At 63.2% G+C, this 23,406-nt stretch carries 24 protein-coding genes and 1 tRNA gene; 13 read left to right on the top strand and 12 right to left on the bottom strand.

The features are described from left to right. The first annotated feature begins 31 nt into the window (after positions 1-31). The 6 genes from hyfB to CWB41_RS04745 are packed head-to-tail and all read left to right on the top strand — an operon-like array spanning position 32 to position 7,134. On the top strand, positions 32-2,029 hold the full coding sequence (gene hyfB, locus CWB41_RS04770) for a hydrogenase 4 subunit B (protein ID WP_115835521.1): 1,998 nt from the start codon (positions 32-34) through the stop codon (positions 2,027-2,029). Next, positions 2,020-2,976 carry a respiratory chain complex I subunit 1 family protein gene (locus tag CWB41_RS04765; RefSeq protein ID WP_115835338.1) on the top strand — a complete coding sequence of 319 codons (957 nt, stop codon included), beginning with the start codon at positions 2,020-2,022 and terminating at the stop codon, positions 2,974-2,976. The genes hyfB and CWB41_RS04765 overlap by 10 nt, the downstream gene beginning before the upstream one ends. After that, complete coding sequence (locus CWB41_RS04760; protein ID WP_115835339.1) at positions 2,976-3,641, top strand: hydrogenase-4 component E; 666 nt, start codon at positions 2,976-2,978, stop codon at positions 3,639-3,641. Before CWB41_RS04765 ends, CWB41_RS04760 begins: the two co-directional genes overlap by 1 nt. Next, positions 3,638-5,086, top strand: coding sequence for a hydrogenase 4 subunit F (locus tag CWB41_RS04755; protein ID WP_115835340.1), 1,449 nt, complete (start codon positions 3,638-3,640; stop codon positions 5,084-5,086). Before CWB41_RS04760 ends, CWB41_RS04755 begins: the two co-directional genes overlap by 4 nt. After that, a complete protein-coding gene (locus CWB41_RS04750; protein ID WP_115835341.1) occupies positions 5,083-6,615 on the top strand; it encodes a hydrogenase large subunit in 1,533 nt (510 codons plus the stop codon). The genes CWB41_RS04755 and CWB41_RS04750 overlap by 4 nt, the downstream gene beginning before the upstream one ends. 9 nt (positions 6,616-6,624) lie before the next feature. Continuing rightward, positions 6,625-7,134: an NADH-quinone oxidoreductase subunit B family protein gene (locus CWB41_RS04745; RefSeq protein ID WP_115835342.1), complete on the top strand. Its 510-nt coding sequence runs from the start codon at positions 6,625-6,627 to the stop codon at positions 7,132-7,134. A gap of 435 nt (positions 7,135-7,569) precedes the next feature. Here CWB41_RS04745 and CWB41_RS04740 read toward each other — a convergent pair whose 3' ends face one another. After that, positions 7,570-7,830 carry a GlsB/YeaQ/YmgE family stress response membrane protein gene (locus CWB41_RS04740; protein ID WP_115835343.1) on the bottom strand — a complete coding sequence of 87 codons (261 nt, stop codon included), beginning with the start codon at positions 7,828-7,830 and terminating at the stop codon, positions 7,570-7,572. Positions 7,831-7,936: 106 nt separating this feature from the next. After that, positions 7,937-8,170 (bottom strand): hypothetical protein, encoded by a 234-nt coding sequence (locus CWB41_RS04735; RefSeq protein WP_115835522.1) that lies wholly within the window; start codon positions 8,168-8,170, stop codon positions 7,937-7,939. A 708-nt stretch (positions 8,171-8,878) separates the two neighbouring features. Between CWB41_RS04735 and CWB41_RS04730 the strand changes: the two genes are divergently transcribed. Further along, positions 8,879-9,283 carry a DUF930 domain-containing protein gene (locus CWB41_RS04730; protein WP_245411147.1) on the top strand — a complete coding sequence of 135 codons (405 nt, stop codon included), beginning with the start codon at positions 8,879-8,881 and terminating at the stop codon, positions 9,281-9,283. A 145-nt stretch (positions 9,284-9,428) separates the two neighbouring features. On the opposite strand, the gene CWB41_RS04725 is transcribed toward CWB41_RS04730, so the two are convergent. The 9 genes from CWB41_RS04725 to CWB41_RS04685 all read right to left on the bottom strand — a co-directional run bounded on the left by CWB41_RS04725 (position 9,429) and on the right by CWB41_RS04685 (position 18,001). Beyond that, entirely contained in the window at positions 9,429-10,115 is a 687-nt protein-coding gene (locus CWB41_RS04725) for an outer membrane protein (RefSeq protein WP_245411148.1), read from the bottom strand. Between the two features lie 264 nt (positions 10,116-10,379). Further along, positions 10,380-10,455 (bottom strand) — tRNA-Thr (locus CWB41_RS04720). Between the two features lie 191 nt (positions 10,456-10,646). Next, complete coding sequence (locus CWB41_RS04715) at positions 10,647-12,260, bottom strand: heme biosynthesis protein HemY (RefSeq protein WP_115835345.1); 1,614 nt, start codon at positions 12,258-12,260, stop codon at positions 10,647-10,649. Between the two features lie 101 nt (positions 12,261-12,361). Continuing rightward, entirely contained in the window at positions 12,362-13,684 is a 1,323-nt protein-coding gene (locus CWB41_RS04710) for a COG4223 family protein (protein ID WP_129396402.1), read from the bottom strand. Between the two features lie 139 nt (positions 13,685-13,823). Continuing rightward, positions 13,824-14,291, bottom strand: coding sequence for a YeeE/YedE family protein (locus CWB41_RS04705; protein WP_115835347.1), 468 nt, complete (start codon positions 14,289-14,291; stop codon positions 13,824-13,826). Between the two features lie 3 nt (positions 14,292-14,294). Next, complete coding sequence (locus CWB41_RS04700) at positions 14,295-14,717, bottom strand: YeeE/YedE family protein (RefSeq protein ID WP_115835348.1); 423 nt, start codon at positions 14,715-14,717, stop codon at positions 14,295-14,297. 122 nt (positions 14,718-14,839) lie between these two features. Next, a complete protein-coding gene (locus tag CWB41_RS04695; RefSeq protein ID WP_115835349.1) occupies positions 14,840-15,811 on the bottom strand; it encodes an HpcH/HpaI aldolase/citrate lyase family protein in 972 nt (323 codons plus the stop codon). A gap of 77 nt (positions 15,812-15,888) precedes the next feature. Then, positions 15,889-16,800 carry a succinate--CoA ligase subunit alpha gene (gene sucD / locus CWB41_RS04690; protein WP_115835524.1) on the bottom strand — a complete coding sequence of 304 codons (912 nt, stop codon included), beginning with the start codon at positions 16,798-16,800 and terminating at the stop codon, positions 15,889-15,891. 10 nt (positions 16,801-16,810) lie between these two features. After that, the gene (locus CWB41_RS04685) at positions 16,811-18,001 is read right to left on the bottom strand and encodes a malate--CoA ligase subunit beta (protein ID WP_115835350.1); all 1,191 of its coding nucleotides are present in this window, start codon (positions 17,999-18,001) and stop codon (positions 16,811-16,813) included. Positions 18,002-18,345: 344 nt separating this feature from the next. On the opposite strand from CWB41_RS04685, the gene CWB41_RS04680 reads away from it, so the two are divergent. The 3 genes from CWB41_RS04680 to CWB41_RS04670 all read left to right on the top strand — a co-directional run bounded on the left by CWB41_RS04680 (position 18,346) and on the right by CWB41_RS04670 (position 20,331). Then, positions 18,346-19,056: a carbonic anhydrase gene (locus CWB41_RS04680; protein ID WP_115835351.1), complete on the top strand. Its 711-nt coding sequence runs from the start codon at positions 18,346-18,348 to the stop codon at positions 19,054-19,056. A 7-nt stretch (positions 19,057-19,063) separates the two neighbouring features. Then, positions 19,064-19,495: a DUF1810 domain-containing protein gene (locus tag CWB41_RS04675; RefSeq protein ID WP_115835352.1), complete on the top strand. Its 432-nt coding sequence runs from the start codon at positions 19,064-19,066 to the stop codon at positions 19,493-19,495. Positions 19,496-19,656: 161 nt separating this feature from the next. Further along, positions 19,657-20,331, top strand: coding sequence for a hypothetical protein (locus tag CWB41_RS04670; RefSeq protein WP_115835353.1), 675 nt, complete (start codon positions 19,657-19,659; stop codon positions 20,329-20,331). 163 nt (positions 20,332-20,494) lie between these two features. Here the strand turns inward: CWB41_RS04670 and CWB41_RS04665 are convergent, their stop codons facing one another. Further along, a complete protein-coding gene (locus CWB41_RS04665; protein WP_115835354.1) occupies positions 20,495-21,748 on the bottom strand; it encodes a tyrosine-type recombinase/integrase in 1,254 nt (417 codons plus the stop codon). A gap of 185 nt (positions 21,749-21,933) precedes the next feature. On the opposite strand from CWB41_RS04665, the gene CWB41_RS04660 reads away from it, so the two are divergent. The 3 genes from CWB41_RS04660 to CWB41_RS04650 all read left to right on the top strand — a co-directional run bounded on the left by CWB41_RS04660 (position 21,934) and on the right by CWB41_RS04650 (position 23,404). Continuing rightward, positions 21,934-22,152: a MerR family transcriptional regulator gene (locus CWB41_RS04660; protein WP_115835355.1), complete on the top strand. Its 219-nt coding sequence runs from the start codon at positions 21,934-21,936 to the stop codon at positions 22,150-22,152. After that, entirely contained in the window at positions 22,149-23,042 is an 894-nt protein-coding gene (locus CWB41_RS04655; protein WP_115835356.1) for a hypothetical protein, read from the top strand. The genes CWB41_RS04660 and CWB41_RS04655 overlap by 4 nt, the downstream gene beginning before the upstream one ends. Positions 23,043-23,215: 173 nt before the next feature. After that, positions 23,216-23,404, top strand: a complete 189-nt coding sequence (locus CWB41_RS04650; protein ID WP_129396401.1) for a hypothetical protein — start codon at positions 23,216-23,218, stop codon at positions 23,402-23,404. Positions 23,405-23,406: the final 2 nt, after the last annotated feature.

Raw genomic sequence — 23,406 nt, 5'->3', positions numbered from 1 at the left:
GCCGCCAAGCCTGCAGACCAGGAGAGTCATGATGGCGCTCCTGTTGTCGTGCGTTGCCGGCGATCTCATCCTCTCGGTGCTGGCGGTGATCCTGAGCGGCTGGCGCTACGCGACGCCGATCGTCTATGGCGGCACGCTCGTCATCTCGGCGATCCTGAGCGGCATCGCGCTCTTCGCCGTCGCACAAAGCCCGATGTCGATCACCTTGCCGCTCGGTCTGCCCTGGCTCGGCGCGCATTTCCGCCTCGACGCGCTGGCCGCGGCCTTTCTGCTTATCGTTAATTTCGGCGGCGCGGGCGTTTCGCTCTATGCGCTCGGCTATGGCCGGCACGAGCCGGAGCCCGGCCGCGTGCTGCCCTTCTACCCGGTCTTTCTCGCGGCGATGAATCTCGTCGTCATCGCCGCCGATGCCTATAGCTTTCTGCTCGCCTGGGAACTGATGTCACTCGCCTCCTGGGCCCTCGTCATCGCGCGCCACCGCACAAACGGCAATCTGCGAGCCGGCTACATCTATCTGCTGATGGCGAGCGCCGGCACGTTCGCGCTGCTCTTCTGTTTCGGCCTGCTCGCCGGCGCGCAAGGCAATTACGCCTTCGCGGCGATCCGCGCGCATCATCTCGCTCCGAGCCTTACGGGACTCGCGCTGGCTCTCGCCCTCATCGGCGCGGGCTCGAAGGCGGGCCTCGTACCGTTCCACGTGTGGCTGCCGCTCGCCCATCCCGCCGCGCCGAGCCATGTCTCGGCGCTGATGAGCGGCGTCATGACCAAGGTCGCGATCTACGCCTTCATCCGCATTGTCTTCGATCTGATGGGCCCGCCGCAATGGTGGTGGAGCGTCGCGCCGCTGCTGCTCGGCGGCGCAACCGCCGCGCTCGGCGTGCTCTACGCGCTGATGGAAACCGACATCAAGCGCATACTCGCCTACAGCACGATCGAGAATGTCGGCATCATCTTCATCGCCATCGGCCTCGCGCTGGCCTTCAAGGCGAGCGGCCTTGCGGGTGCCGCGGCCCTGGCGCTGACCGCGGCGCTGTTCCACGTGCTGAACCATATGCTGTTCAAGAGCGTGCTCTTCTTCGGTGCCGGCACGCTGATCGTTTCGACCGGCACGCGCGATATCGAGAAGCTCGGCGGGCTGATCAATCGTCTGCCTTATTCCTCCGCCGCCGTCCTCGCTGCGAGCATCGCCATCTCCGCGCTGCCGCCGTTCAACGGTTTCGCCTCCGAATGGCTGGTCTTCCAGAGCATTCTGGTGAGTCCGCAATTGCCGCAGATGGGACTGAAGCTCATCGTCCCGGGCGTCGGCGTGCTGCTGGCGCTTGCCGCTGCACTCGCTGCCGCCTGTTTCGTCCGCGCCTTCGGCATCACCTATCTCGGCCGCCCGCGCACGCCCGCCGCTGCGGCAGCGCGTGAAGTCGACCGCTGGTCGCTCGCCGCCATGCTCGGCCTTGCCGCACTTTGCCTTTTCGTCGGCCTCTTTCCCGGCCTCGCGATCGATTGGCTGCAGCCTGTCGCGAGTGCCATGGTCTCGGGCCGGATGCCGCCGCAGTCCAGCATCGCCTGGCTCTCGATCGTCCCCGTGTCTGCCTCGCGCAGTTCCTACAACGGCCTGCTCCTCTTTGGCTTCATGGTCGCGGCGGCGACCATCGCCGCGGCGATGGTGCATCGCTTCGCCTCGCGCGCCGTGCGCATCGCGCCGTTCTGGGATTGCGGCTATCCGAATCTCGGCCCGCAGGTGCAATATTCCGCCACCAGCCTGTCGCAACCGATCCGCCGCGTCTTCGGCAGCGTCACGTTCGGCGCCCATGAAACGGTTGACATGCCCGCCCCGGAAGATCCGCGTCCGGCGAAGCTCGTGCGCACCATTCGCGATCCGGTCTGGGACTTTCTCTATGCGCCGATCGCCGTCTTCATCGACCGCGCCGCCGGCTTGCTCAATCACATCCAGTTCCTGACCATCCGCGTCTATCTCGCGATGGTCTTCGTCGCTCTTGTCGCCCTCCTGACGGTGCTGGCGCTATGGGGTTGATCGGCGAAATCGCGCTGCAATTCTGCCAGATGGCGCTCGTCGTCATCCTCGCCCCGGCAGTGGTCGGTCTCGTCCGCAAGATGAAGGCGCGCCTGCAACGGCGGATCGGACCACCGGTCTTGCAGCCTTATCGCGATCTGCGGCGCCTCTTCGGCAAAGAAGTCGTACTGCCGGAAAATGCGTCCTGGCTGTTCCGCGTCGCGCCCTATGCCATCTTCGCGCTCACCTGGGTCGCGGTGGCCTTGGTGCCGACGTTCCGCACCGGGCTGCTGTTTTCCTGGTGCGGCGATCTCATCGCCATTGTCGCGCTGCTCGGCGCCGCACGCTTTCTCCAGGCGCTCGTCGCGCTCGACACCGGCACCAGCTTCGGCGGCATCGGTTCCAGCCGCGAGGTGATGATCGCCTCGCTCGCCGAGCCGGCGATGATCATGGTCGTCTTCACCGTCGCGCTCGCCGCTGGTTCCTCGCAGCTTTCGACCGTCGCGGACTTCATGGCGCATGTCGGCGGTCTGCGCGTCTCCTTCGCCATGGCGCTCGTCGCCCTTATCATCGTCGCGCTGGCCGAGAACGCCCGCATTCCGGTGGACAATCCCGCCACCCATCTTGAACTCACCATGATTCACGAGGCTATGCTGCTCGAATATTCCGGGCGGCACCTCGCCATGATCGAATGGGCGACGGCGCTGAAGCTGCTGCTCTATATCTCCGTCATCGGCTGCATCTTCTTTCCCTTCGGCCTCATCACCACCGGCGGCGGCGGCCCGCTGGCCTATGTCCTCGCTATCGCCGCCTATCTGTTCAAAGTTATCGTCGCAAGCCTGCTGCTCGCCAGTCTCGAAACGGCGATCGCCAAGATGCGCGTCTTCCGCGTGCCGAACCTGACCGGCATTGCGCTGATGCTCGGGCTGCTCGGCACACTGCTTCTCTTCGTTTCGGGGGGCCTGTGATGACGCAAGCCTTCGCCTTCGACGTGGCGCATATGTTCGCCGGTCTGCTCGTGCTGGTGAGCTTCATGATGCTCTATCAGGACCGGCTGCTGCCGCTGATCGACGCGCTCACGCTGCATTCGCTGCTGCTGGCCTTTTCGGTCGCCTGGCAAGCCTATGTGCAGGACAAGCCCGACCTCTACGTAACAGCCTTCATCGCGCTCGCCTTCAAGGCCATCATCATCCCCATGGCCTTTCGCCGCATGGTGGTGCGGATGAACCTGCATCGCGAGATCGAGACCGCCGTCGGCACCGGCATCACCATGCTGATCGGCATCGGCCTCGTTGCCCTTTCGATGGACCTGATGCTGCGGGTGACGGCCGGCGCCAACGCGCTGGTGCGCGAGGATGTCGCGCTGGCGCTCGCCGTCGTCCTGCTCGGGCTGTTGATGATGGTGACGCGGCGCAATGCCATCAGTCAGGTGATCGGCTTCATGTCGCTGGAGAACGGCCTGATCCTCGCCGGAACCGGCGCGCGGGGTATGCCCCTCGTCGTCGAGATTTCCGTCGCCTTTTCGGTTCTCATCGCCTTCATCGTCATCGGCATCTTCCTGTTCCGCATCCGCGAACGTTTCGACACCGTGGATTTGCAGGCACTCGACAATATCCGCGAGGCGCGCCGATGATCTTTTCTGCGCTCAATCCCGTGCTGGCTTTGCTCGCCACTTCGCTGATCGGCGCGGCGGTGCTGGCTTTGATCCCGGATTATCGCCTCTCGGCACGGCTCAACATTCTCTTCAGCGGCGCGGTTCTCGCCTTCGCGGTGACGTTGTTCTACTATCGCCCGCCAACCAACAATTTTCTGCTGACCGACGATCTCAATGTCGTCTTCATCGTGCTCAACGCGCTCGTCGGCTTCACCACCAGCATTTTCAGCGCGAGCTATATCGGCCACGAGATCGAGACCGGGCGGCTGACGCCCGGCTATCTGCGCTTCTATCATGCCATCTATCAGCTCATGATGTTCGGCATGGACCTGGCGCTGACGGCCAACAACATCGGCCTCATGTGGGTCGCGGTCGAACTCGCCACGCTCTCGACCGTGGTAATGGTCGGCATCTATCGCACCAATGACGCGCTCGAAGCCGCGTGGAAATATTTCATCCTCGGCAGCGTCGGCATTGCTCTCGCGCTCTTCGGCACGATCCTCGTCTATCTTGCCGCCGTCTCGGCGCTGGGCGAGGGCATGGATTCGATGGCCTGGACCAATCTGCTGCATAGGGCGAGCCGGCTCGATCCCTCGCTCCTCAATGTCGCCTTCGTCTTTCTGCTGCTCGGCTACGGCACCAAGGTGGGCCTTGCGCCGATGCACGCCTGGCTGCCGGACGCACATGCGGAAGGCCCGACGCCGGTTTCGGCCGTGCTCTCCGGCCTTCTGCTCAATGTCGCGCTCTATGCTCTCCTGCGCTTCAAGATGATCATGTCTGCCAATGCGGCGACGATCCCCGTCGGACCGCTGATGATCACGCTCGGCATCGGCTCGCTGATCTTCGCCGCCTTCATGCTCTACCGGCGGCGCGACATCAAACGCCTGTTCGCCTATTCCTCGATCGAGCATATGGGCATCATCGTCTTCGCCTTCGGCATGGGCGGCCCGCTCGCCAATTTCGCCGGGCTTTTGCAGATGACCATGCACAGCCTGACCAAATCGGCGATCTTCTTCTCGGTCGGCCATATCGCGCAGGTGAAGGGCACGCAGCGCATCGCCGACATCCGCGGATTGACCGCCAGCCATCCGGTGCTCGGCTGGACGCTCGTCGCGGGCGTTGTCGCGATCGCCGGCCTGCCGCCCTTCGGCGTCTTCATGAGCGAATTTCTGGTGCTGACCTCCGCCTTCGCGCGCGCGCCGCTCCTTGCCGCGCTCGTCGTCTTCGGCCTGCTCGTCGCCTTCGGCGCGCTGCTCTGGCGGCTCGGCGGGCTTGCCTTCGGTGAACCGCGGGGGCCAACGACGCCGGTCACAGCCTCCTATCTACCGATCTTCGCACATCTGGCGCTGGTGTTCGTCGCCGGCTTCTACATGCCGGGGCCGATGGTCGCCTGGTTTCAGAACGTGGCGGGCCTCCTCAAATGATCGACCCGCGCCAGACCGATCCCTTCTATGGCCTTACCGGCGAGCCCGTCGCGCGGCATCAGCCCTGGCCGCGCCTTGTTGTGCGGGGCGAAGTCTGGGTCGAGGCCAGCGAGCGCTTGCGGAGCGGCGCCCTGACGCTGATCGATCTGTGGGGCGAGCCGCAGATCGTGCATATGGCGCTTGCGCCTAGCGCCGAACCGGGCCGCATGCTGGTGCTCAGCATGCCATGCCCGGACGGGCGCTATCCCTCCGTCGGACAGGCGCATCCTCCGGCGATCCGGCTGGAGCGTGCCGCAGCGGATCTCTTCGGCCTCATCCCCGCCGGCCTGCCGGACCGGCGCCCCTGGCTCGACCACGGCGCCTGGGGCATCACCGCGCCGCTTGGCGCGCGTCATCCCGCGCTGGAACCGGCGACGGGCTATCCCTTCCTGCCGGTGGAAGGACAGAACATTCACGAGATCGCCGTCGGCCCGGTCCATGCCGGCATCATCGAGCCCGGGCATTTCCGCTTCAGCGCCGACGGCGAGACCGTCGTGCGGCTCGAGGAGCGGCTCGGCTATGTCCACAAAGGCACCGAGGGTCTCATCCAGGGCGCCGACCTCGAAGCGGCGGCGCGGCTCGCGGGCCGCTGCTCGGGTGATGCAACCGTGGCCTATGCCTGCGCTTTTTCCCGCGCCGTCGAGGCGGCGCTTGGCTGGGCAGTGCCGCCCCGCGCCATATGGCTGCGCGCGCTGATGGCAGAACTCGAACGGCTCGCCAATCATCTCGGCGATGTCGGCGCCGTCTGCAACGATGCGGCTTTTGCGATCGTGCTCGCGCATTGCTCGGCACTGCGCGAAGATGTGCTGCGGCAAAACGATAAAAGCTTCGGCCACCGGCTGATCATGGACCGCGTCGTGCCCGGCGGCGTGAAAAACGATCTCGATGCGCCGGGCATCGCCCAGCTCAGCCGCTTGGTTCTCGAAATCGATCGACGTTTCCAGCCCCTCGCCGAACTCTATGACAAGACCGCATCGTTGCAGGACCGCACGGTCGGCACCGGCGTATTGCGGCCGCAGCTCGCCGCGCAATTTGGCGCCGGGGGATTCATCGGCCGCGCCTCGGGCCGCACTTGCGATGCGCGGCGCTGGCCGGGCTACGCGCCCTACGACAGGCTCGATTTCGAGATCCCGGTGCTGAACGATGGCGACGTGAACGCGCGCATCTGGATTCGCATCCGCGAGATCACCCAATCGCTCCGGCTGATCGAGCAGATTCTGGCGGACCTGCCCGCCGGCGCCATCTACGCGCCGCCGCCATTGCGCGCCGCCGAAGCCGCGGAGGGCGCCGCCTTCGCGGAATCATTCCGCGGTGATGTTTTCGTCTGGACGCGGATCGAGGCGGATGGCCGCGTTGGGCGCTGCCGTTTGCGCGATCCTTCCTGGTTCCAATGGCCGCTGCTCGAAGCCGTCATCGAGAACAACATCGTCGCCGATTTCCCGCTCTGCAACAAATCCTTCAACTGCTCCTATTCGGGGCATGACCTGTGAGCCGGGCCGATGCGTAAGACTCTCTTCGACGCGCTGTTGCGGCCGCCCTTTACCGAACCGCCGGGCACGCCCGGCGATGCCGGAATCGCCCGCGCCGCGGCGGCGCTCGACAAGGCGGCGCAGAAACATCTCGGCCGCAGTCTCGCGATCCGTGTGGTCGATGCAGGCTCGTGCAACGCCTGCGAACTTGAACTCAATGCCTTGAGCAATCCCTATTATGATCTCGAACGGTTTGGCCTGCGGTTTGTCGCCTCGCCACGTCATGCCGATGTCCTCGTCGTCACCGGCCCTGTCACCAAGAACATGCACGAAGCTCTGCTGCGAACCTATGCGGCGATGCCTTCGCCGAAATGGGTGGTGGCGGTTGGCGATTGCGCCGCCTGCGGCGGCGACTTCGCCAGGAGCTATGCGTGCCTTGATGGCGTCGCATCCGTGCTGTCGGTCGATCTACACATCGGCGGCTGCCCGCCGACGCCGACGCATCTCATCGAAGGTCTGCGCGCGCTGCTTGCCGTTTGAACGCGATGGGGTTGGACAGATTGTCCAATACAAAATTTCACGCGCTGCGGCAGACATCTCGAGTTGACCGGTATCAATTCAACTTCACCGTCATTCCCAGTAATTTCCGCGACGATGTTTTTAAGGCTGCCTCGGTCGTTGGCGGATCAGCTCGACGTTGTTTCGACCGGGGAAAGTGCGCTGGATCGGCGCTATCCGTTGAAGGCTCACGCCTTGCCTCATTCGCCGCCAATTCTAAAAGATAAACGAGCATTGCGAGCCGATCTGCCTTAAGGATCGTTCGAAATAGCCCGTGCGCTCGTTCGGCTGCGCGGCATGCGCGGCTTTAGGCTTTGCGGCCGGTGGTGCCGAGCGGGGGAAGGTAGCGGTGCTACCCGCGAGCAGCGACGATTAAACGATGCGTCGAGGCCGCGGGCAGCTTAGTCAGATCATCCTTTAGACACCGCGCCCACGAACGAGACGCCAAAGGGCGATGAGGATGCAGGCGCCGATGAATCCTGCGATCAGATAACCGAGCCACCCGCCCAGGCCGACGCCAAACAGCCCAAGCAACCAACTGGCCACCACGGCGCCGATGATGCCAAGAATAATGTTCACGATAATGCCGGTGCCGGATCCCATAAACATTTCGGCAAACCAACCCGCCAGGCCGCCGACGATAATCGCTCCGATCCAGCCAATCTGCGCATCATGCATTGCACGCTCCTTTAGTTAGGACGATTTGTGACGCACCATCGCATATGCCACCAAGGCGAGATGTGCGTGAAATGACTTTATTGTAAGCGGTGCGTCATAGTCGGCTCTATGCCGATTGCCAGAACGCTGAGCGCCAATGCCCAGGTACTTTCTTATCATTTTGGTGTCGGACGCGGGCGACAAGCGGGTGATGGCCACCCGCCTTCGCCCATTCAATGGCTTCCTTTTGCGTTTTAAAACTCGCTAGCACGCCGTGTTCAGTATCCTCGATAACATAATCGTCGATATGCGTCCCCTCGGGGCGTCCTTTCGGACGCGCCTCGACATAAACATTGTTCATGACGTTTCTCTCCCGTTGCGCTCTATCGGCGCTGACGAGACAGTACAGCATCGGTTAACTTAGAGAGCAAGCCCGGGGCGTCCCTGCGGGCTGCCGCTTCCAAAACAACCGCTGCGCTGCTGCGGTGCGAACATGGCCGGCGTGGCGACGCGAGAAGCTATGAAATCCGTGCAGTGTGTCGGCGAACGCGATCGATGGCGTCAGCAGAACAGCAGATAGGAGCGCAGCCCATAAAAGGCGCATGGCGTTTCCTCATTGTTGACGAGAAATAACACCCGGCCTAGGCTTTCTAGCAATGGGCTACCGAAGCCAAAACCGCTACGACGCCGCGGAGCGCGAGGCGTGGAAGCGGCCGCCATTGCGCCGCCGATATGATTGGCGTTTGATTGCGGTCGGCCTTGTCGTTGTCTTCGCTGCTGGGCTGGTGGCACGACTTTACGTGGCAAGAACTCCCGTCCCTGTCCCAACATGTGGCGCAGCGAGTACGCCGATCCTGCCGGCGGGGACTCCGTTCAACAAGCCGCCGCGCCCAAGCTGCTAAAGGGCGGGCTACCGCGCCTCGATGCGGCAGTTCTAGCCAGAGCCGCGGCGTTTGCTGCGGGGCTCGTGGTGCGGCTTGACACCCAATAGCGAACGCATTTGAAACTACCGTTCCGATTCATCGTGCTTTAATGCTCTGAACTGTGCGGATAGTAGCGGAGGCTATTCTTGATTTGGACGACAATCAGGTTTGTTGCGCTTATTGCGGTCAGCGCTTGGATGAATTCGTCCGCTATGGCGTTGAACGACGAGAGGCTCAATCGCGAGCTACTGCGCTTGGATCCTGAGACTCGGCTAGAGCAGACCTGCGATACCGAAGTTATGTTTCAGATCAATCGCAATCAGCCGCGCTTTGAAGCTGATAAAGTCATTGCTTATACGTTTGGAGATCCGACCTTCGGCGAAAACTCCATAGCGGCGCCCGGCGGAGTGTTTCGTAGCAGAGGAAATTGGTACCATATCTCATATAATTGCATGACCGGCCCAAAGCACCTCGATGCTCACTCGCTCCATTATGAAATTGGGCCTGAGATTCCAAAGTCGCTCTGGACGAAGTATTCTTTATATAACTGAACGCGTCCGAGACATTCGGCGAAAGGGAACCGTTCCCGATTTGAGTCCCAAGGCCCTCTATCTTCTTCTCGCAGCGCCCAGCATGCTGGAAGCGGCAGAAAAAACGGCGCTCCGAAGCCGCCGTTTAAATCGCTATACCGAGTGATCAGTATTTGGCGACGACCGGCGTCGGCGGCGCGAACAGACTGAAGTGATAATCGACGCCGGCCTTCACGCTATCGAACCGGACGGCTGTCGTGGGTATCGGCTCGTCGGTGCCGAAACCGAAACGGCCAAAATCGGCGTGGAGATATTCCAGCTTCGCCGACCAGGAAGGCGCAAAGAGCCATTCAACGCCAGCACCTGCGGTCCATCCGGAACGCGTCGAAGTCCCCGTAAAATCGGGAGCCGTCTCAATCGCGGTGTGAATATTGGCATATGCATAGCCGCCGGTGCCGTAGATCAGTACATTGTTAAAGGCATAGCCGACGCGGCCGCGCGCCGTTCCGAACCAGTTTATTCTGGTTTCGCAAGGCCCCGACCCGCAACCATAACCGTTATACCGACCGATCGGCAAAGAACCGACGATGTCTCCGCCAGAGAAATCCGTTTCAAGCCCAAGCACGAATTGCGAGAACTGCCAATTGTAGCCGACCGTGCCGCCACCAAAACCGCCGCGCGGATGGTAGGTGTCCGTTGTGGCGCCATCTTGGGATTGATAGCTTTCGCCCCATGCATAGCCGCCTTCGGCGCCGACATAGAACCCCGTCCAGCTAAGGACCGGCGGTGGCGGGACATAGGCCGGCGCTTCTTTAATGCTGGGCAGGTCGGCAGCCGACGCAGAAGCGATCATTGAGGCGAGCGTGGCTGAGGAAATCATTAGTTTGCGAAGCATGTCGCCCCCAGTGAATGAAATTAAATATTTCCAACCCTATGCGCGCAGAGGTTGAGCGCCTAGTCGGCAGGGGATCGGAAAAGTAGATTTTGTCGGCCCGTGACGTAGCGGCAACAGAGGGTTATTTGCTCGGCTTCCCCGCCTTCGGCCGCCGGGTTTCGTCATCGCATTAGCTTTTCGAGCAGATGCTGCTTGCGGGCGTTCGCGCGGATTAGATATTTCTGGTGCCGCAAGAGGGATTCGAACCCCCGACCCCCTCATTACGAATGAGGTGCTCTACCAGCTGAGCTATTGCGGCGTTCCAGAACGTCCGCAGAAAAGCTGAACGGCTTTTCCGATAAGGCGGCGCTCCAAATATCTTACCTGGCGGCCGGAAACCCGCCGCGCGCTTCTCTTATGCCGGTTGCCGGCGATTTGGCAACCGCGCGGGCGTCAGCCGGTGCCGATTCCTCTTCCCCGATGCAAGCGAGACGGCCGGCGGCGTGGCGGTCAGGGCAGCCCGATCCTGTCGCCGGCCGCGGGCGCTTCGGGTTCCTCGGCAAGGCCGGGATCGTCCGGCGCGCCGGGCATGGGGAAAATCACCTTCTGGCTCGCCGGTGCGCCATTGGCCCGGAAGCTTGGCCTCTCCGCTTTGGGCGGGGCGATGATCTCGGGCGGCGCGGACGTCTGGGCCTCAGAAGTCTCGGCCGGAGGCGGGAGGACTTCGGGCGCCGCGACGACAAGACGGGGAGGCTCAGGGGGCTCGGCCGCTGGCGGTTCGAGGGCGGCCGTCCCGGCCTGGGCGATCCAGGAATCGGCCTCGATCGCGGTGCCCAGCCGGTCGGCCGGGGTCTGCCAGACGAAAGCGTCGAGCCGGCCGGTTGCGGGCGAGATCGGCGCCCATTTGGAGGCGGCGATGCCATCCGCCATCCACACCGGGTCGCGCGGCGCGCGGGCGCTGCGGGCCAGCCATTCGCGCACCTTGCCTTCGTCGCCTGTCTCGCGGTCTTCGAGTTCGGCCATGATGAGGCACATGCGCTGCGTTGGCCGCTTGTCTTCGTCGATCAGCGGCGCCATCGCGGCGCGCGCGGCCGGGAAATCGCGCGCGGCCAGCGCGGCGCGGGCGACGATGATATGGCTTTCGGGATCGCCCGGCCGGATTCTGGCAAGCGTGCGCGCCTTGGCCAGCCGGTCGGCATTGGAATCGCCCGGCCGCAGATCGAGATAGACCTCGGCGAGTTCGGGATGCGGCTGGCGGTCCCAGGCGGTCTCGACGATTTTCGCGGCTTTGCGCAATTCTCCCCGGCGGGTGAGGATCTGCGCCAACGCGACGCTGGCGGGAATGAGGTCCGGCGCCCGGCTCAGGGCTTTGCGCGCCAACACGAGCGCCTGTTCCCATTCGCCCTGCGATTCTTTCTCCTGCGCCAGCGCCGTTTCGAGCACGGCGCGCTGGCGCTCGCCCGTTTCCTTGTCGATGAGCTTGGCGGAAATCTGCCGGTCGAGCACATCGAGCGCGGTCTCCCAGCGGCCTTGTGCGGCGCGATGGTCGAGGACTGCCTTGCTCGACCAGGCGAGCGGGGCGATCTTGTGTGCCTCCTCGGCGAAATGCAGCGCCGCGTCCTGGTCGCCACGCCGCTGCGCCTCGACATGCAGGCCGCGCAGGCCGAGCAGCCGGGTCGTCGAATCCTGCGTCAGCTTCTGGAAGGCGGCTTCGGCGCCGGCGCGGTCGCCGGAGAGCTGCGCCGCCTGCGCCCCGAGCAGGAGGGTCAGCGGCTCCTGTTCGAGATGTTTGCGGGCCTCGGCGGCGGAGCGGCGGGCAAGCTGTGCATCGCCGGCGCCGATCGCGATCATGCCGCGCGAAAGGGCGGCATAGCCCTTCTCCTTGCGGCGGCGCTTCGCCCGCTGCGATAGATGCACCGGCAGGTTCCAGAGATAGCCGAAAAGGCCGAAGACGAGCGCCAGGATCAGCGCGATCGCGGCGATGATGCCGGACGCGACCGCGACCGTCGTCTGGATATTATAGCCCTGCCAGGTCAGCGAGATCTCGCCGGGATGGTTGGCGAGCCAGGAAATGCCAAGCGCCCCGGCGGCGAGCAGCAAAAGGAAAATCAGAACGCGGATCATCGGCAAACTCGTCCTACTGGCCGGCGCCCCGGCGGGAGCCTAGCACAGGTTCATGCGTACGAAAGCGCCACGATGGCTGGCGCTTGCTGGTGGGTGGTGTCTCAAGATTTCGCCTTACCGAGGTTGGCGAGCGCCGAAGCCTCGATCGCGCGCGCCGCGGCGATCGTATCGAGCCGGTGTTTCGCCGCCGTGCCGAAATCCCGCGATGCCTGCTGCGCGGGCGCGGGCAGTGCGGTCCATTGCTGATAGGCGGTTTCGACCGCGCCGGCGTCGAGCGCCTTCTGGATGCGCGCCACATGCGCGGCAAGGCTGTCGCCGCTTGTGTCACCGATCTTGCGGATACGCACCAGGCCTTCGGCATCCTTCAGCAGGCGATCGAGAAAGCCTTTGGCATGCGGCGCGGGCGCGGTGGCGAGGATGGCGGGGCTCTCGGCCGCGAATTGCGCGGCGAGTGTGGCGCTGGCCGGAACGCCGCTGCGTGCCGCTGGCTCGAGGCTGGCGAGCGCAGCCTTGTCGGCGCCATGCGCCGCCAGTGCCGAAAGGTCATCCGCAAAGGGCAGACCGGCTTCCGCCTTGCGCAGCAGGCTGCCGGCGATGAGCGCGACGGCGGTATCGTCGGCATGGGCCGCCGCGCTTTGCGCGACGAGATTCTGCGTGGCGGTGACCTGGCTTTTTTGCGCCGCGAGGCTGCCGGAGAGGCCGCCGACCTGCGTCGTCAGTGCGGTCAATTTGTCTTGCAGGTCCGTGACCTGTTGCGTCAGCGGGCCGAGGTCCGGCGCCGCTCCGGCCACCGCCGCGACGGGCTTGCGCGCGGCCAGTTTTGCGACCTCGCCGCGCAAGGCGGTCAGGGCGTCAGCATTGGCGTTGACCGCGGCCTCGGTCGTCGCCAGACGCTTACCGAAATCGCTCTGCGCGTTGGCGAGCGCCTCGGTCTGCGCGTTCTGCCGGGCGACGTCAGGCTGCTGCATTTCCAGATGCGCGAGTTGCACGCGCAGCGCATTGATTTCGGCATCCGAATTGTCGAGATAGCGCAGCCCGTAGGCGCCGCCGAAACCCGCCGCGCCGCCGATGATGAGCGATAGGAGCGCCGGGGCCAGAACGCCGCCGCGGCGGGGCCTGGTTTCGCCCGCGCGAGGCGGCGTTTCAGGGGAAGACGGTTCCGAGGGGGCCTCCTCTGGAGCCGGCTCCGGCGATTCGCTTGCGTCTTCGACGGGGGTCGTTTCGCTTTCGCTGAGGGGGAGCGCGGTGTGGGCGACGGGTTCCGATACGTCCGCCGTCTCTTGCGATTCCTGATGCGAGTCTTGCGGCGTCAGATCTTCGGCCGTGCCGTCGATGACAGCCGTGTCGCGCCGCAAGGCATTGGCAGAAAAATCGGGCTTGGGCGGGACTGTCCCCGTGTCTTCGCCCGGTTCGGGATCGGCCATGAAGCCTCCTCGCTTGCTGCCCCGCTTCCAGCGCGGGATGCGAAGACGTGTATAGCGCTTTTTTTCGCAAATCGCGCCCAACTCATGCAAATGGGCGGCGCCATCTGGATTTAGGTTGATCGAAGCTAAACGCGCGCGGTCAGCGGGGACGCGAGACTGCGGCGATACCTCCGGGATCAGGGCTGTCCGATGGCAGGATCGGGCGCAGGACGCGGTCGTAGAGCACCATTCCGATAGCCATGGCGGCGATGAAGAGCACGGCCTCCCATCCATCGACGCCGAGCGCGACGATGGCCGGGCCGGGGCAGAGGCCGACGAGGCCCCAGCCGATTCCGAAGAGCGCCGCGCCACTGACGAGCCGGGCATCGATCGGCAAGGTCCGCGGCGCTTCGAAAGGCCGGCCGGTGAGCGAAACGGGCGCACGCCCCACGAGCCGGTAGCCGAGGAAAGTGACGATCACCGCGCCGCCCATCACGAAGGCGAGGCTTGGGTCCCAATGTCCGGCGATGTCGAGGAAGTTGAGCACTTTCGACGGGTTGGACATCTGAGCGACGACGAGGCCAAAGCCGAAGATGAGTCCGCAGAGGAAGGCCGCGAATTTCGTCATCGCTCAGCCTCCGAGCAAATGGCGGACGACGAAGACGGTGCCGATTCCGGTCGCCATGAAAGTGAGCGTCGCGGCGAGCGAGCGCGGCGAAAGGCGGGCGAGGCCGCAGACGCCATGCCCGCTGGTGCAGCCGTTGCCCATGCGCGTGCCGATGCCGACCAAGAGGCCGCCGGCGATCAGCAAGGGCGCGGCAGGGGTGATCGCGAAGGGGATTTGGCCGCCGAAGCCGCGATAGAGCAGCGGTGCCGCGATCAGCCCGGCGATGAAGGCGAGGCGCCAGAGAGTCTCGCCGGGGCGCAGGGCGAGAAAGCCGCCGAAGATGCCGCTGATGCCGGCGATCCGCCCGTTGAAGAGCATCAGCAGAACGGCGGACAGGCCGATCAACGTGCCGCCAAGAAAGGCGGAATAGGGCGTGAAACTTGTCATGCCGCCATTATGGCGTGCCAGAGCATCGCGCGCAAAAGTGCTTCGCGGTTTGCGTGTTGAGCGATGCTTACTTTATTGAATCAGGACCGGCGGGGCGGGCAACTCGCCCGCCCGTCCTATATTTAGCCGGTGACGGTCTTCGCCTTGGCGAGCAGCGCCTCGGCCATGCGGATCGAGGCGATGTCGATCAGCCGTCCGTCGAGCGAGACGGCGCCTTTGCCTTCCTTCGCCGCCTGCTGCATGGCTTCGACCACGCGACGGGCCTTGGTGACTTCCGCCTCGGAGGGCGTGAAGACCTCGTTGGCGAGATCAATCTGCGAAGGATGGATCGCCCACTTGCCCTCATAGCCGAGGACGGCGGCGCGCTTGGCCGCGGCGCGATAGCCGTCAGGGTCGGAGAAGTCGCCGAACGGGCCGTCGATCGGGCGCAGCCCATAGGCGCGGCAGGCGACCAGCATGCGCGTCTGCGCCGCGTGCCATTGGTCGGCCCAGAAATATTGACGGTTGCCCTCGGCATCCTTGTCGGAGAGCACGCCGTAATCGGGATTGACGCCTCCGATGACGGTGGTGCGGGCGCGGGTCGAGGCAGCATAATCGGCGACGCCGAAGCTCATCGCCTCGAGCCGTTTGCTCGATTGCGCGATCGCCTCGACATTGGCCATGCCGAGCGCCGTCTCGATCAGCACTTCGAAGCCGATGCGCTTCTCGCGCTTCTTGGCCGCCTCGATCTGGGTGACGAGCATGTCGACGGCGTAGACGTCGGCCGGGACGCCGACCTTGGGGATCAGGATCATGTCCAGCCGCGGACAGGCTTCGACGATATCGACCACGTCGCGATACATGTAATGCGTGTCGAGGCCGTTGATGCGCAGCATCAGCGTCTTGGTGCCCCAGTCGATCTCATTGAGGCCGGCGATGATGTTCTTGCGCGCCTGTTCCTTGTCGTCGGGCGCGACGGCGTCTTCGCAATCGAGGAAGATGATGTCGGCTTTCGATTTCGCCGCCTTCTCGAACATGCCGGGGTTGGAGCCGGGCACCGCCAATTCCGAACGCTGCAGGCGCGCGCGCGCCTGCTCCACCAACGTGAAGCTCATGACTCGTCCCCTTTAAATTGACTAAAGCAGAGAGCCGGACGGTCTATTCCATCCGGCTCTCTGCGAATGAAATGCGTTCAGGCCGATACGCGGTGCGAAGCCTGGGTCTTGGCCAGAACCTGCGCCATCGTGGCGCCGAATTCGCTCGGGCTCGGCGCAACCGTCAGGCCGAAGGCGCGCATGATCTCGGCCTTCTCGGCGGCGCTGTCGCCCGCGGCGGAGATGATGGCGCCGGCATGGCCCATGCGGCGCCCCTTCGGCGCCGTGAGACCGGCAACGAAGCCGACGACGGGCTTCGACATATTGTCCTTCACCCAGGCCGCGGCTTCGGCTTCTTGCGGACCGCCGATTTCGCCGATGATCAGCACGGCTTCCGTCTCGTCGTCGTTGTTGAAGAGCGTGAGGTGGTCGAGGAAGGAGCTGCCGTTGATCGGATCGCCGCCGATGCCGACGCTGGTGGTGATGCCGATGCCGAGCGCCTTCATCTGCGCGGCTGCTTCATAACCGAGCGTGCCGGAGCGGGAGATGACGCCGACCGAGCCGCGCATGTAGATATGTGGTGGCATGATGCCGAGCATGGCCTTGCCGGGGCTGATGATGCCGGCGCAGTTCGGGCCGACCAGCATCGTGCGCTTGTCCTTCGGATAGCGCATCAGGTAGCGCTTGATGCGCATCATATCCTGCGCCGGGATGCCATCGGTGATCGAGCAGACGAGCTTCAGGCCCGCATCGGCACATTCCATGATCGCGTCGGCGGCGAAGGACGGCGCGACGAAGGTGATCGAGGCTTCGGCGCCGACTTCGCGCACCGCGTCCTTCACCGTGTTGAAGACGGGAAGGCCGATATGGGTGCGGCCGCCCTTGCCGGGCACCACGCCGCCGACGATGTTGCTGCCGGCGGAGATCATATCCTTGGCGTGGAAGGTCGCCTTTTCGCTGGTCAGACCTTGCACGATGATGCGGGTTTTCTCGTCGATCAGAATGCTCATGGTGCGTTCCTTATTGTGCAGCGGCGAGAGAGGCTTTGTGGTCGCGGCAGGCGGCGACGGCCTTGGCCGCCGCTTCACCCAGGGTTTCCGCGCTGATGATCGGAATTCCGCTCTCCCGGATGATCTTGCGGCCGGCCTCGACATTGGTGCCGGCGAGGCGGACGACGAGCGGCACCTTGATCTCGGTTTCCTTCACGGCCTGGACGACGCCTTCGGCGACCCAGTCGCAGCGATTGATGCCGGCGAAAATATTGACCAGCACGCTTTTCACGTTCTCGTCGGAGAGGACGAGGCGGAAGGCGGTCGCGACACGCTCGGGCGAGGCGCCGCCGCCGACATCGAGGAAGTTCGCCGGGCTGCCGCCGGCGTGCTTGATCATGTCCATCGTCGCCATGGCGAGGCCGGCACCGTTGACGATGCAGCCAATCTCGCCGTCGAGGCCGATATAGTTGAGGTTATGCTCGGCGGCCTGGGCCTCGCGCGGGTCCTGCTGCGAGGCATCGTGCATGGCCGCGATATTGGGACGGCGGAACAGGGCGTTGTCGTCGAACGACATTTTCGCGTCGAGGGCGAGGATATTGTCATCCGCTGTCAGCACCAGCGGGTTGATTTCGAGCATCAGCGCATCGCAATCGCGGAAGGCGCGATAGGCGCCGAGGATCGTCGTCGTCGCGCGCGCGACCTGCTTGATATTGAGACCGAGCTGGAAGGCGATTTCGCGCGCCTGGAAGGCCTGGAGGCCGACCGCGGGCTCGACGACGGTCTGGATCACCGCGTTGGGATCGGTTTTGACGATCTCCTCGATCTCCATGCCGCCGTGCTTGGAGGCGATGACGCGGACACGCTCGGCTTTGCGGTCGAGCACGAAGCCGAGGTAGAATTCCTTCTCGTAGGGCGTGGCGACTTCGATATAGACGCGCTGTATCGGCTGGCCGTCGGGCGCGTTCTGCGTGGTAACGAGCCGCTTGCCGATGAGATCCTGCGCTGCCTGGCGTACCTCTTTATAATGCGAGCACAGCTTGATGCCGCCGGCCTTGCCGCGCGCGCCGGAATGAATCTGCGCCTTCACCGCCCAGCGCGAACCGCCAAGTTCGGTTGCGACATAGACGGCCTGCTCGGGCGTGAACGCAACCGCGCCGGGCGCAACGGCGACGCCAAACTGCGCCAACAATTGCTTGGCCTGATACTCATGGATATCCATTGCCGACAAACTCCTTCGCGGGCGCCATCTGAAAAGCTGGTTAGCCGAGTTTGTCGAGCTTCGCCAGATAGCAAAGCGCCGCCATGGCGCGAAGCTATTGTCGCAGGGCGCTTTTTTCGCGTTGCGGTATCGTTTTGCGAGCTTGCGGTTCCGCCCGTTTTCTGCACGGATCACATGACAAATCAGCGCCGCTGCGGTTTCGCGTCACGCTGCAAACCCGACGGAAACTGCGCTAACGTGCCGCAACTTTTTTGCAGTGCCGTATAAAGCTCAGCTTGCCGCGCGGCGCGACAATTTCGCAGAAGCTGCAATAAAACCGTCAAACCACGGGCCGGGAGAACGCAATGGATGAGATAAGCGCCAGAAACGAGGGCGACCTTCTGCCGGCTCGGTTGATCGACGGCTACGAGGTCTTCCTGCGTGGCCGCTTTCGCCGCGAGCAGGATCGCTATCGCGAACTCGCCGACCACGGCCAGAACCCGAAGGTTCTGCTCATCGGCTGCTGCGATTCGCGGGTTTCGCCGGAGGTGATCTTCGACGCCGACCCAGGCGAAATCTTCGTCGTGCGCAATATTGCCAATCTGATTCCGCCCTACGCGCCGGACGGCGAGCGCCATGGCACGTCGGCGGCGCTCGAATATGCGGTGAAGATCTTGAAGGTCGCCCATATCGTCGTGATGGGTCACGCGATGTGCGGCGGCGTGCGCGCCTATGTCGAGACCCACACTGGCGAGGACGTCAAACTCGCGCCGGGCGATTTCATCGGCCAATGGATTTCGCTGCTTGGCGCGGCCGCTGACAAGATCGGCCCGCGCCAAGGGCCGATCGCCCCCTATGCCGAAGAACTCGGGCGTGCCGCGATCATCGAATCTCTCGCCAATCTGCGCACCTTTCCGGATGTGCGCGGGGCCGAGGCGGCGGGGGAACTTGCCTTGCACGGCGCCTATTTCGGCGTCTCCGACGGGCGGCTGTTTGGGCTCGACGCGGCTTCGGGGACGTTTCTGCCGCTGGCGGAAAGGGCGCATGCGGCGGCCTTTACGACGCCGCGGTTCTGAAGGCCGAATGTCCGATCCCTTCAACCTCCAGCGTTTTGTCGATGCACAGGCGTCTCTCTATGGGGAGATCTGCGCGGAACTGCGCGCCGGACGCAAGGCGACACATTGGATGTGGTTCGTCTTCCCGCAGATCGCCGGGCTTGGTCATAGTGCGGCTGCGCAGTTTTATGCGATCGGTTCCACCGCGGAGGCACGCGCCTATCTCGCGCACCCGCTACTCGGCCCGCGGCTTCGCGAATGCACCGATCTGGTGCTCCGGACCGACGGCCATTCGGCGCACGAGATTTTCGGTAGCCCGGATGATCTCAAATTCCGCTCGTCCGTGACTCTCTTTGGCGCGGTGGCGGACGATCCGGCGCTTTTCGAAGCGGCGCTGCAAAAATATTTTTCCGGGCGCGGCGACCCTCGCACCCGCGACAGCCTTCTCCGCGGCGCCTGATCGGGGCGAAGACAACCGCCCCGGATTTATGAAAATGTCATGCGCGAATGCGATCGCGCCATGCTGCTGGTGCTGTCGCAAAAGCTCTACTAAGCTTTGGTCCGGACATTGTCTGGCTGCATCGGCAGTCTCGAAAGTGCCTTGGCGTGTAGGAGATATTCATGTTGAAATTCGTTTCCAACGGAATGCGGATGGCGCGTGTCTTTCAAGCTGTCGCGGCGTTTCTGGTTTTGTCGACGGCGGCCTATGCCGATTGCGCGAGCTTGCAAAAAGGCAAGGAGATTTTCGCCGACACCTTCACCGATAATACCGGCGGCTGGCCGACCGATCCGGATGCCTCGCTCGGCAAGACCGGCCTGACCCTGAAGCTCTATACGCCCAACAGCTCGTGGGTCTATCTGAACAACACGTTCAACGCGACGGATGGCGACTATTGCCTCGAGGGCACGCTCCCCGCTTCGCCGGCCCCAAAAAACCTCGCCTATATCGGCCTCGTCTTCCTCGCCAAGGACGCAAAGACCTTTATCGTCCTTCAGGTCGACAGTTCGGGGGGTGTCCAGCTTTATCGGAAGGTCTCCGGCAACTGGACGCAGATCAACGGCACCCTCAACAGCGCCGCCCTCGGCCTCAAGCTGGGCTCACCCGTGGTCTTGCGGGCGGTCGTCAAGGGCTCGCTGCTCTCGGTCTCGGTCAATGGGACCGATCTGCAGAAGATCCGCGTGCAAGTGCCCGACGGCCCGCTGCAATTCGGCGCCTATGTGCAGACGGATAGCAATGTCGCCAAGCCCGGCGTCAGCTTCGAGTTCTCGAAGTATCGCGTCACGGCCGGCGAATAAAAGCTTCGGCCTGCCGAAGCATTGGCGTCCCGGAAGGGAGTCGAACCCCTGACCTGCGGTTTAGGAAACCGTAGATTCTCGCTTATTTTCGTTGATTCTAAAGGAGTTTCTATCGTTTTATGTCGCGTTTTGTCGCGTTCGTAACCGGAGGTAACACGCGGAATCAATTGAAAAGCGCCGCCGAAGCCGCCGCGAATTCTGCGTGGTCGTCGACGCGCGGGAACAAGTGCGAGTACGTGTCGAGCGTCATCGCAATGGTCGAGTGGCCGAGGCGCTCTTGAACGATCTTGGCCGGCAATTCGAGGCCGCCGTCAACCTTGCGATTGATGCACCAGGACGCAAAAAAGTGTCGCAGGCTATGCAAGCCGGAATATTTCGCAGTGACGATTGGCTTGCCGTTTTCGTCCTTCGCCGACTTCCCTTTTTCATCCAGCACGGGCACCGTAACGCCGGCCGCGATCCAAGCTGGGATCAGGCCGCGCTTTACAATGTTGCCATGATATTCTGCGGCGCCCGTTCCGGTTGCGAAGACGATGGCGTGGTCGGCGCGCCTGGCGGGCGGAAGGGTTGCCTTATGCTCACGCAGCGCATTGGCAAGTTCTGGCGGAATAGGCACCGTGCGCTCGCCCGCAGCGGATTTTGGCGGCCCGGCGGAATTCTTGAAGTCCACCCGCTGCCGGACGTGGATCTCGCCGCGTTTCAAATCGACGTCACACCAGCGTAAGCCGCGCAGTTCCGAGGCCCGCAGGCCCGTGAAAACGGCTGTCATAAGGATCGGCCTATAGGTGCCCGTGAGGGCCGCTAGAAACGCCCTAATCTCGTTGAGCGATGGAATGTCGGTGCCAATCTTCAACTTGCCCCTGTGGCGCTCGGTGTGGCGTTTCTCTGCGCCGCGCCGCCGCAGTTTCCGAACGTCGCGCACGACATTACGCGCGACCAAACCACGTTCCTGGGCATCTGAGATAAGCGCGCCGAGATTGGTTATTGTCCGCCTGACCATCACGGCCGAGCGAGGGTGGCCTTTTTCTTCGCCGGGTGCTGGATCACCGCGGCGAAGGCGGTCCTCAAGTTCGCGAATTGCCGGTGCGGTTAAGCCCGAGAGTTTCGCGCGCCCAATGTAAGGCTTTATGTGAAGGCGGCAATGCTGCTCATACGCGGCGATCGTCGCGGCCTCAAGGCCAGCTTGGCGGCAGGACTCCAGCCAAAGGTCGGCGGCCTCTGAGATCGATACGCTGCTGCTGGCCGCGGTATGGGTACCTTCGGCTATTTCGACGCTTGCCCTTGCGAGGAAGGCTTCCGCATCTTTTTTGCGTTCAAAGGTTTTGATATGTCGACGGCCGCTTTGGTCGACGTAATCGGAAATCCAGGCTTCTTTCGCGCCTTTCGCCGTTGCCCACGTCCGCTTTCTGATGGCCATAAAAATCCCGCCTGATTAGAGCGGGATTATGTTGCAACAAAAACCGTAGGTCCGCAACAGACGAAATAAATGTGAATTAATTTGCTTTTGGGGAATAAATATAGTATAAAATGCAAATCAGCCCATTGAACCGAGATTCGCACGAATCTCAAAACCTGTCAAGCGCTATTTTCTGAGGGGGACCGATGCAACCCGCCAACGATGACGTGCCACTTGCCGAGGACATTTTGAGAGGCGCTGCGGCTATCGCCGAGCACATGGGATTTGAGCGGCGCGTCATCTACCACCTGGCTTCGAAGGGCGCCCTGCCCGTCTTCCGCATGGGCGACATCGTATGCGCGCGCAAGAGCACGCTGCTTGCATGGGTCAAGCAGCAAGAAGCTGCCGGCAAGGTGGCGGCGTGACCGTCCTCGGCCGCGCGACTCTATCGCAATCACGCGCGCTTAAGATCCGCGACCAGCACGACGAGACTGGCGCCCTGCTCGCAACGTTGGAGCCGCTCGGGACGGAGATACGGTCGCGCCTCGACCTCGCCGAGAAGGCATTAGGTAAGGCGGAAGACCATTATAAAGCAGCGGGTCTTCAACTGATTGAAGTCAAGAAGCGCATTGCGGCCGGCGGACCAGACGGTGACGGCGCTTCGACATTCGAGGCATTCCTGAAACAGCACGCCATAGGCCGTTCGCGCGCCTATGACATGATTGCGATTGCGGATGGCCGAAAGACGCTTGAGGGCATCCGGGCGAAGACCGCGCAACGTGTCGCCGCTCACGCGGACCGAAGCAGAACCGCACTGGCGTCCGTTAGTAACGGACAGAGTGCGAAGCTCAGAAAGAAAGCCGAGCGGGGGGCGGAGCTAGCTTCTCGTGAGGAACGCGACAGTGTGGAACGACAGCGTGATATGCAAGCGGATGAACTCGCTGCCAGACTTGCGATGCTTCTGTTGTCTTCAACGACACCAGAAGCTCTGCGACAGATTCGAGACGTACTCCAAAGCGAGAGCATAGCCGAGATTCATGAATTGCGATATCACTGTGGCATTAAGTACAGTCCGATCCTCAAGGCCATAGATCGCGCTTTAGCCGACGTTGATACGGGGCCGGGCGACCTGCTAGCCGCTTTTGATCGCTCACGTCACGGTGAGATTTTTAATCTGTTATTCAGCGCCCCTGCTGGCGTCACCGACAAGCCGCTCGAAGCCGCCCTTGGCGCTTATGATGCGCTAGGGCTTGAGGACCGGCTTTGCTTTCACGACCTGCGTCCTGAGCCGCTTTTGCGGCTTGCAGCCGCCTAACCCAGAGTTTCCGCTGCCGCGCCATTTCGCATCTGTCACCCTTAGAGCGGGTGCGCGGCGGCGGGATTCCTCCCAGAGAAAACCGCGCGTTTTTTGAAGTTTTTTATGAGTTTTCGCGTATGCGGAACCAACGGCGCGCATTGCGGCGCGCAATCCCTAAATTGGAGTCGAACATGGGCAATCGCAGTCGACGTCGCGCATGGGAAATCAGTGTGCTTGCCGATCCGCGTTTGAACGAAACTGACAAGCGCGTTGCGCTAGCGGTCGCCGAAATGGATCGGCGTGGCTTTGTCCTGTGCGAGCGAGACGACGACTTTTATTTCGAACGAAAAGATCAATGGCAAGCCAAGTTGGCCGCCTGACA

The sequence above is a fragment of the Methylovirgula ligni genome, assembly GCF_004135935.1.
Lineage (GTDB): Bacteria > Pseudomonadota > Alphaproteobacteria > Rhizobiales > Beijerinckiaceae > Methylovirgula > Methylovirgula ligni.
Note: the sequence above shows the minus strand (reverse complement) of the source record. Positions and strands in the feature narration are given on the sequence as shown.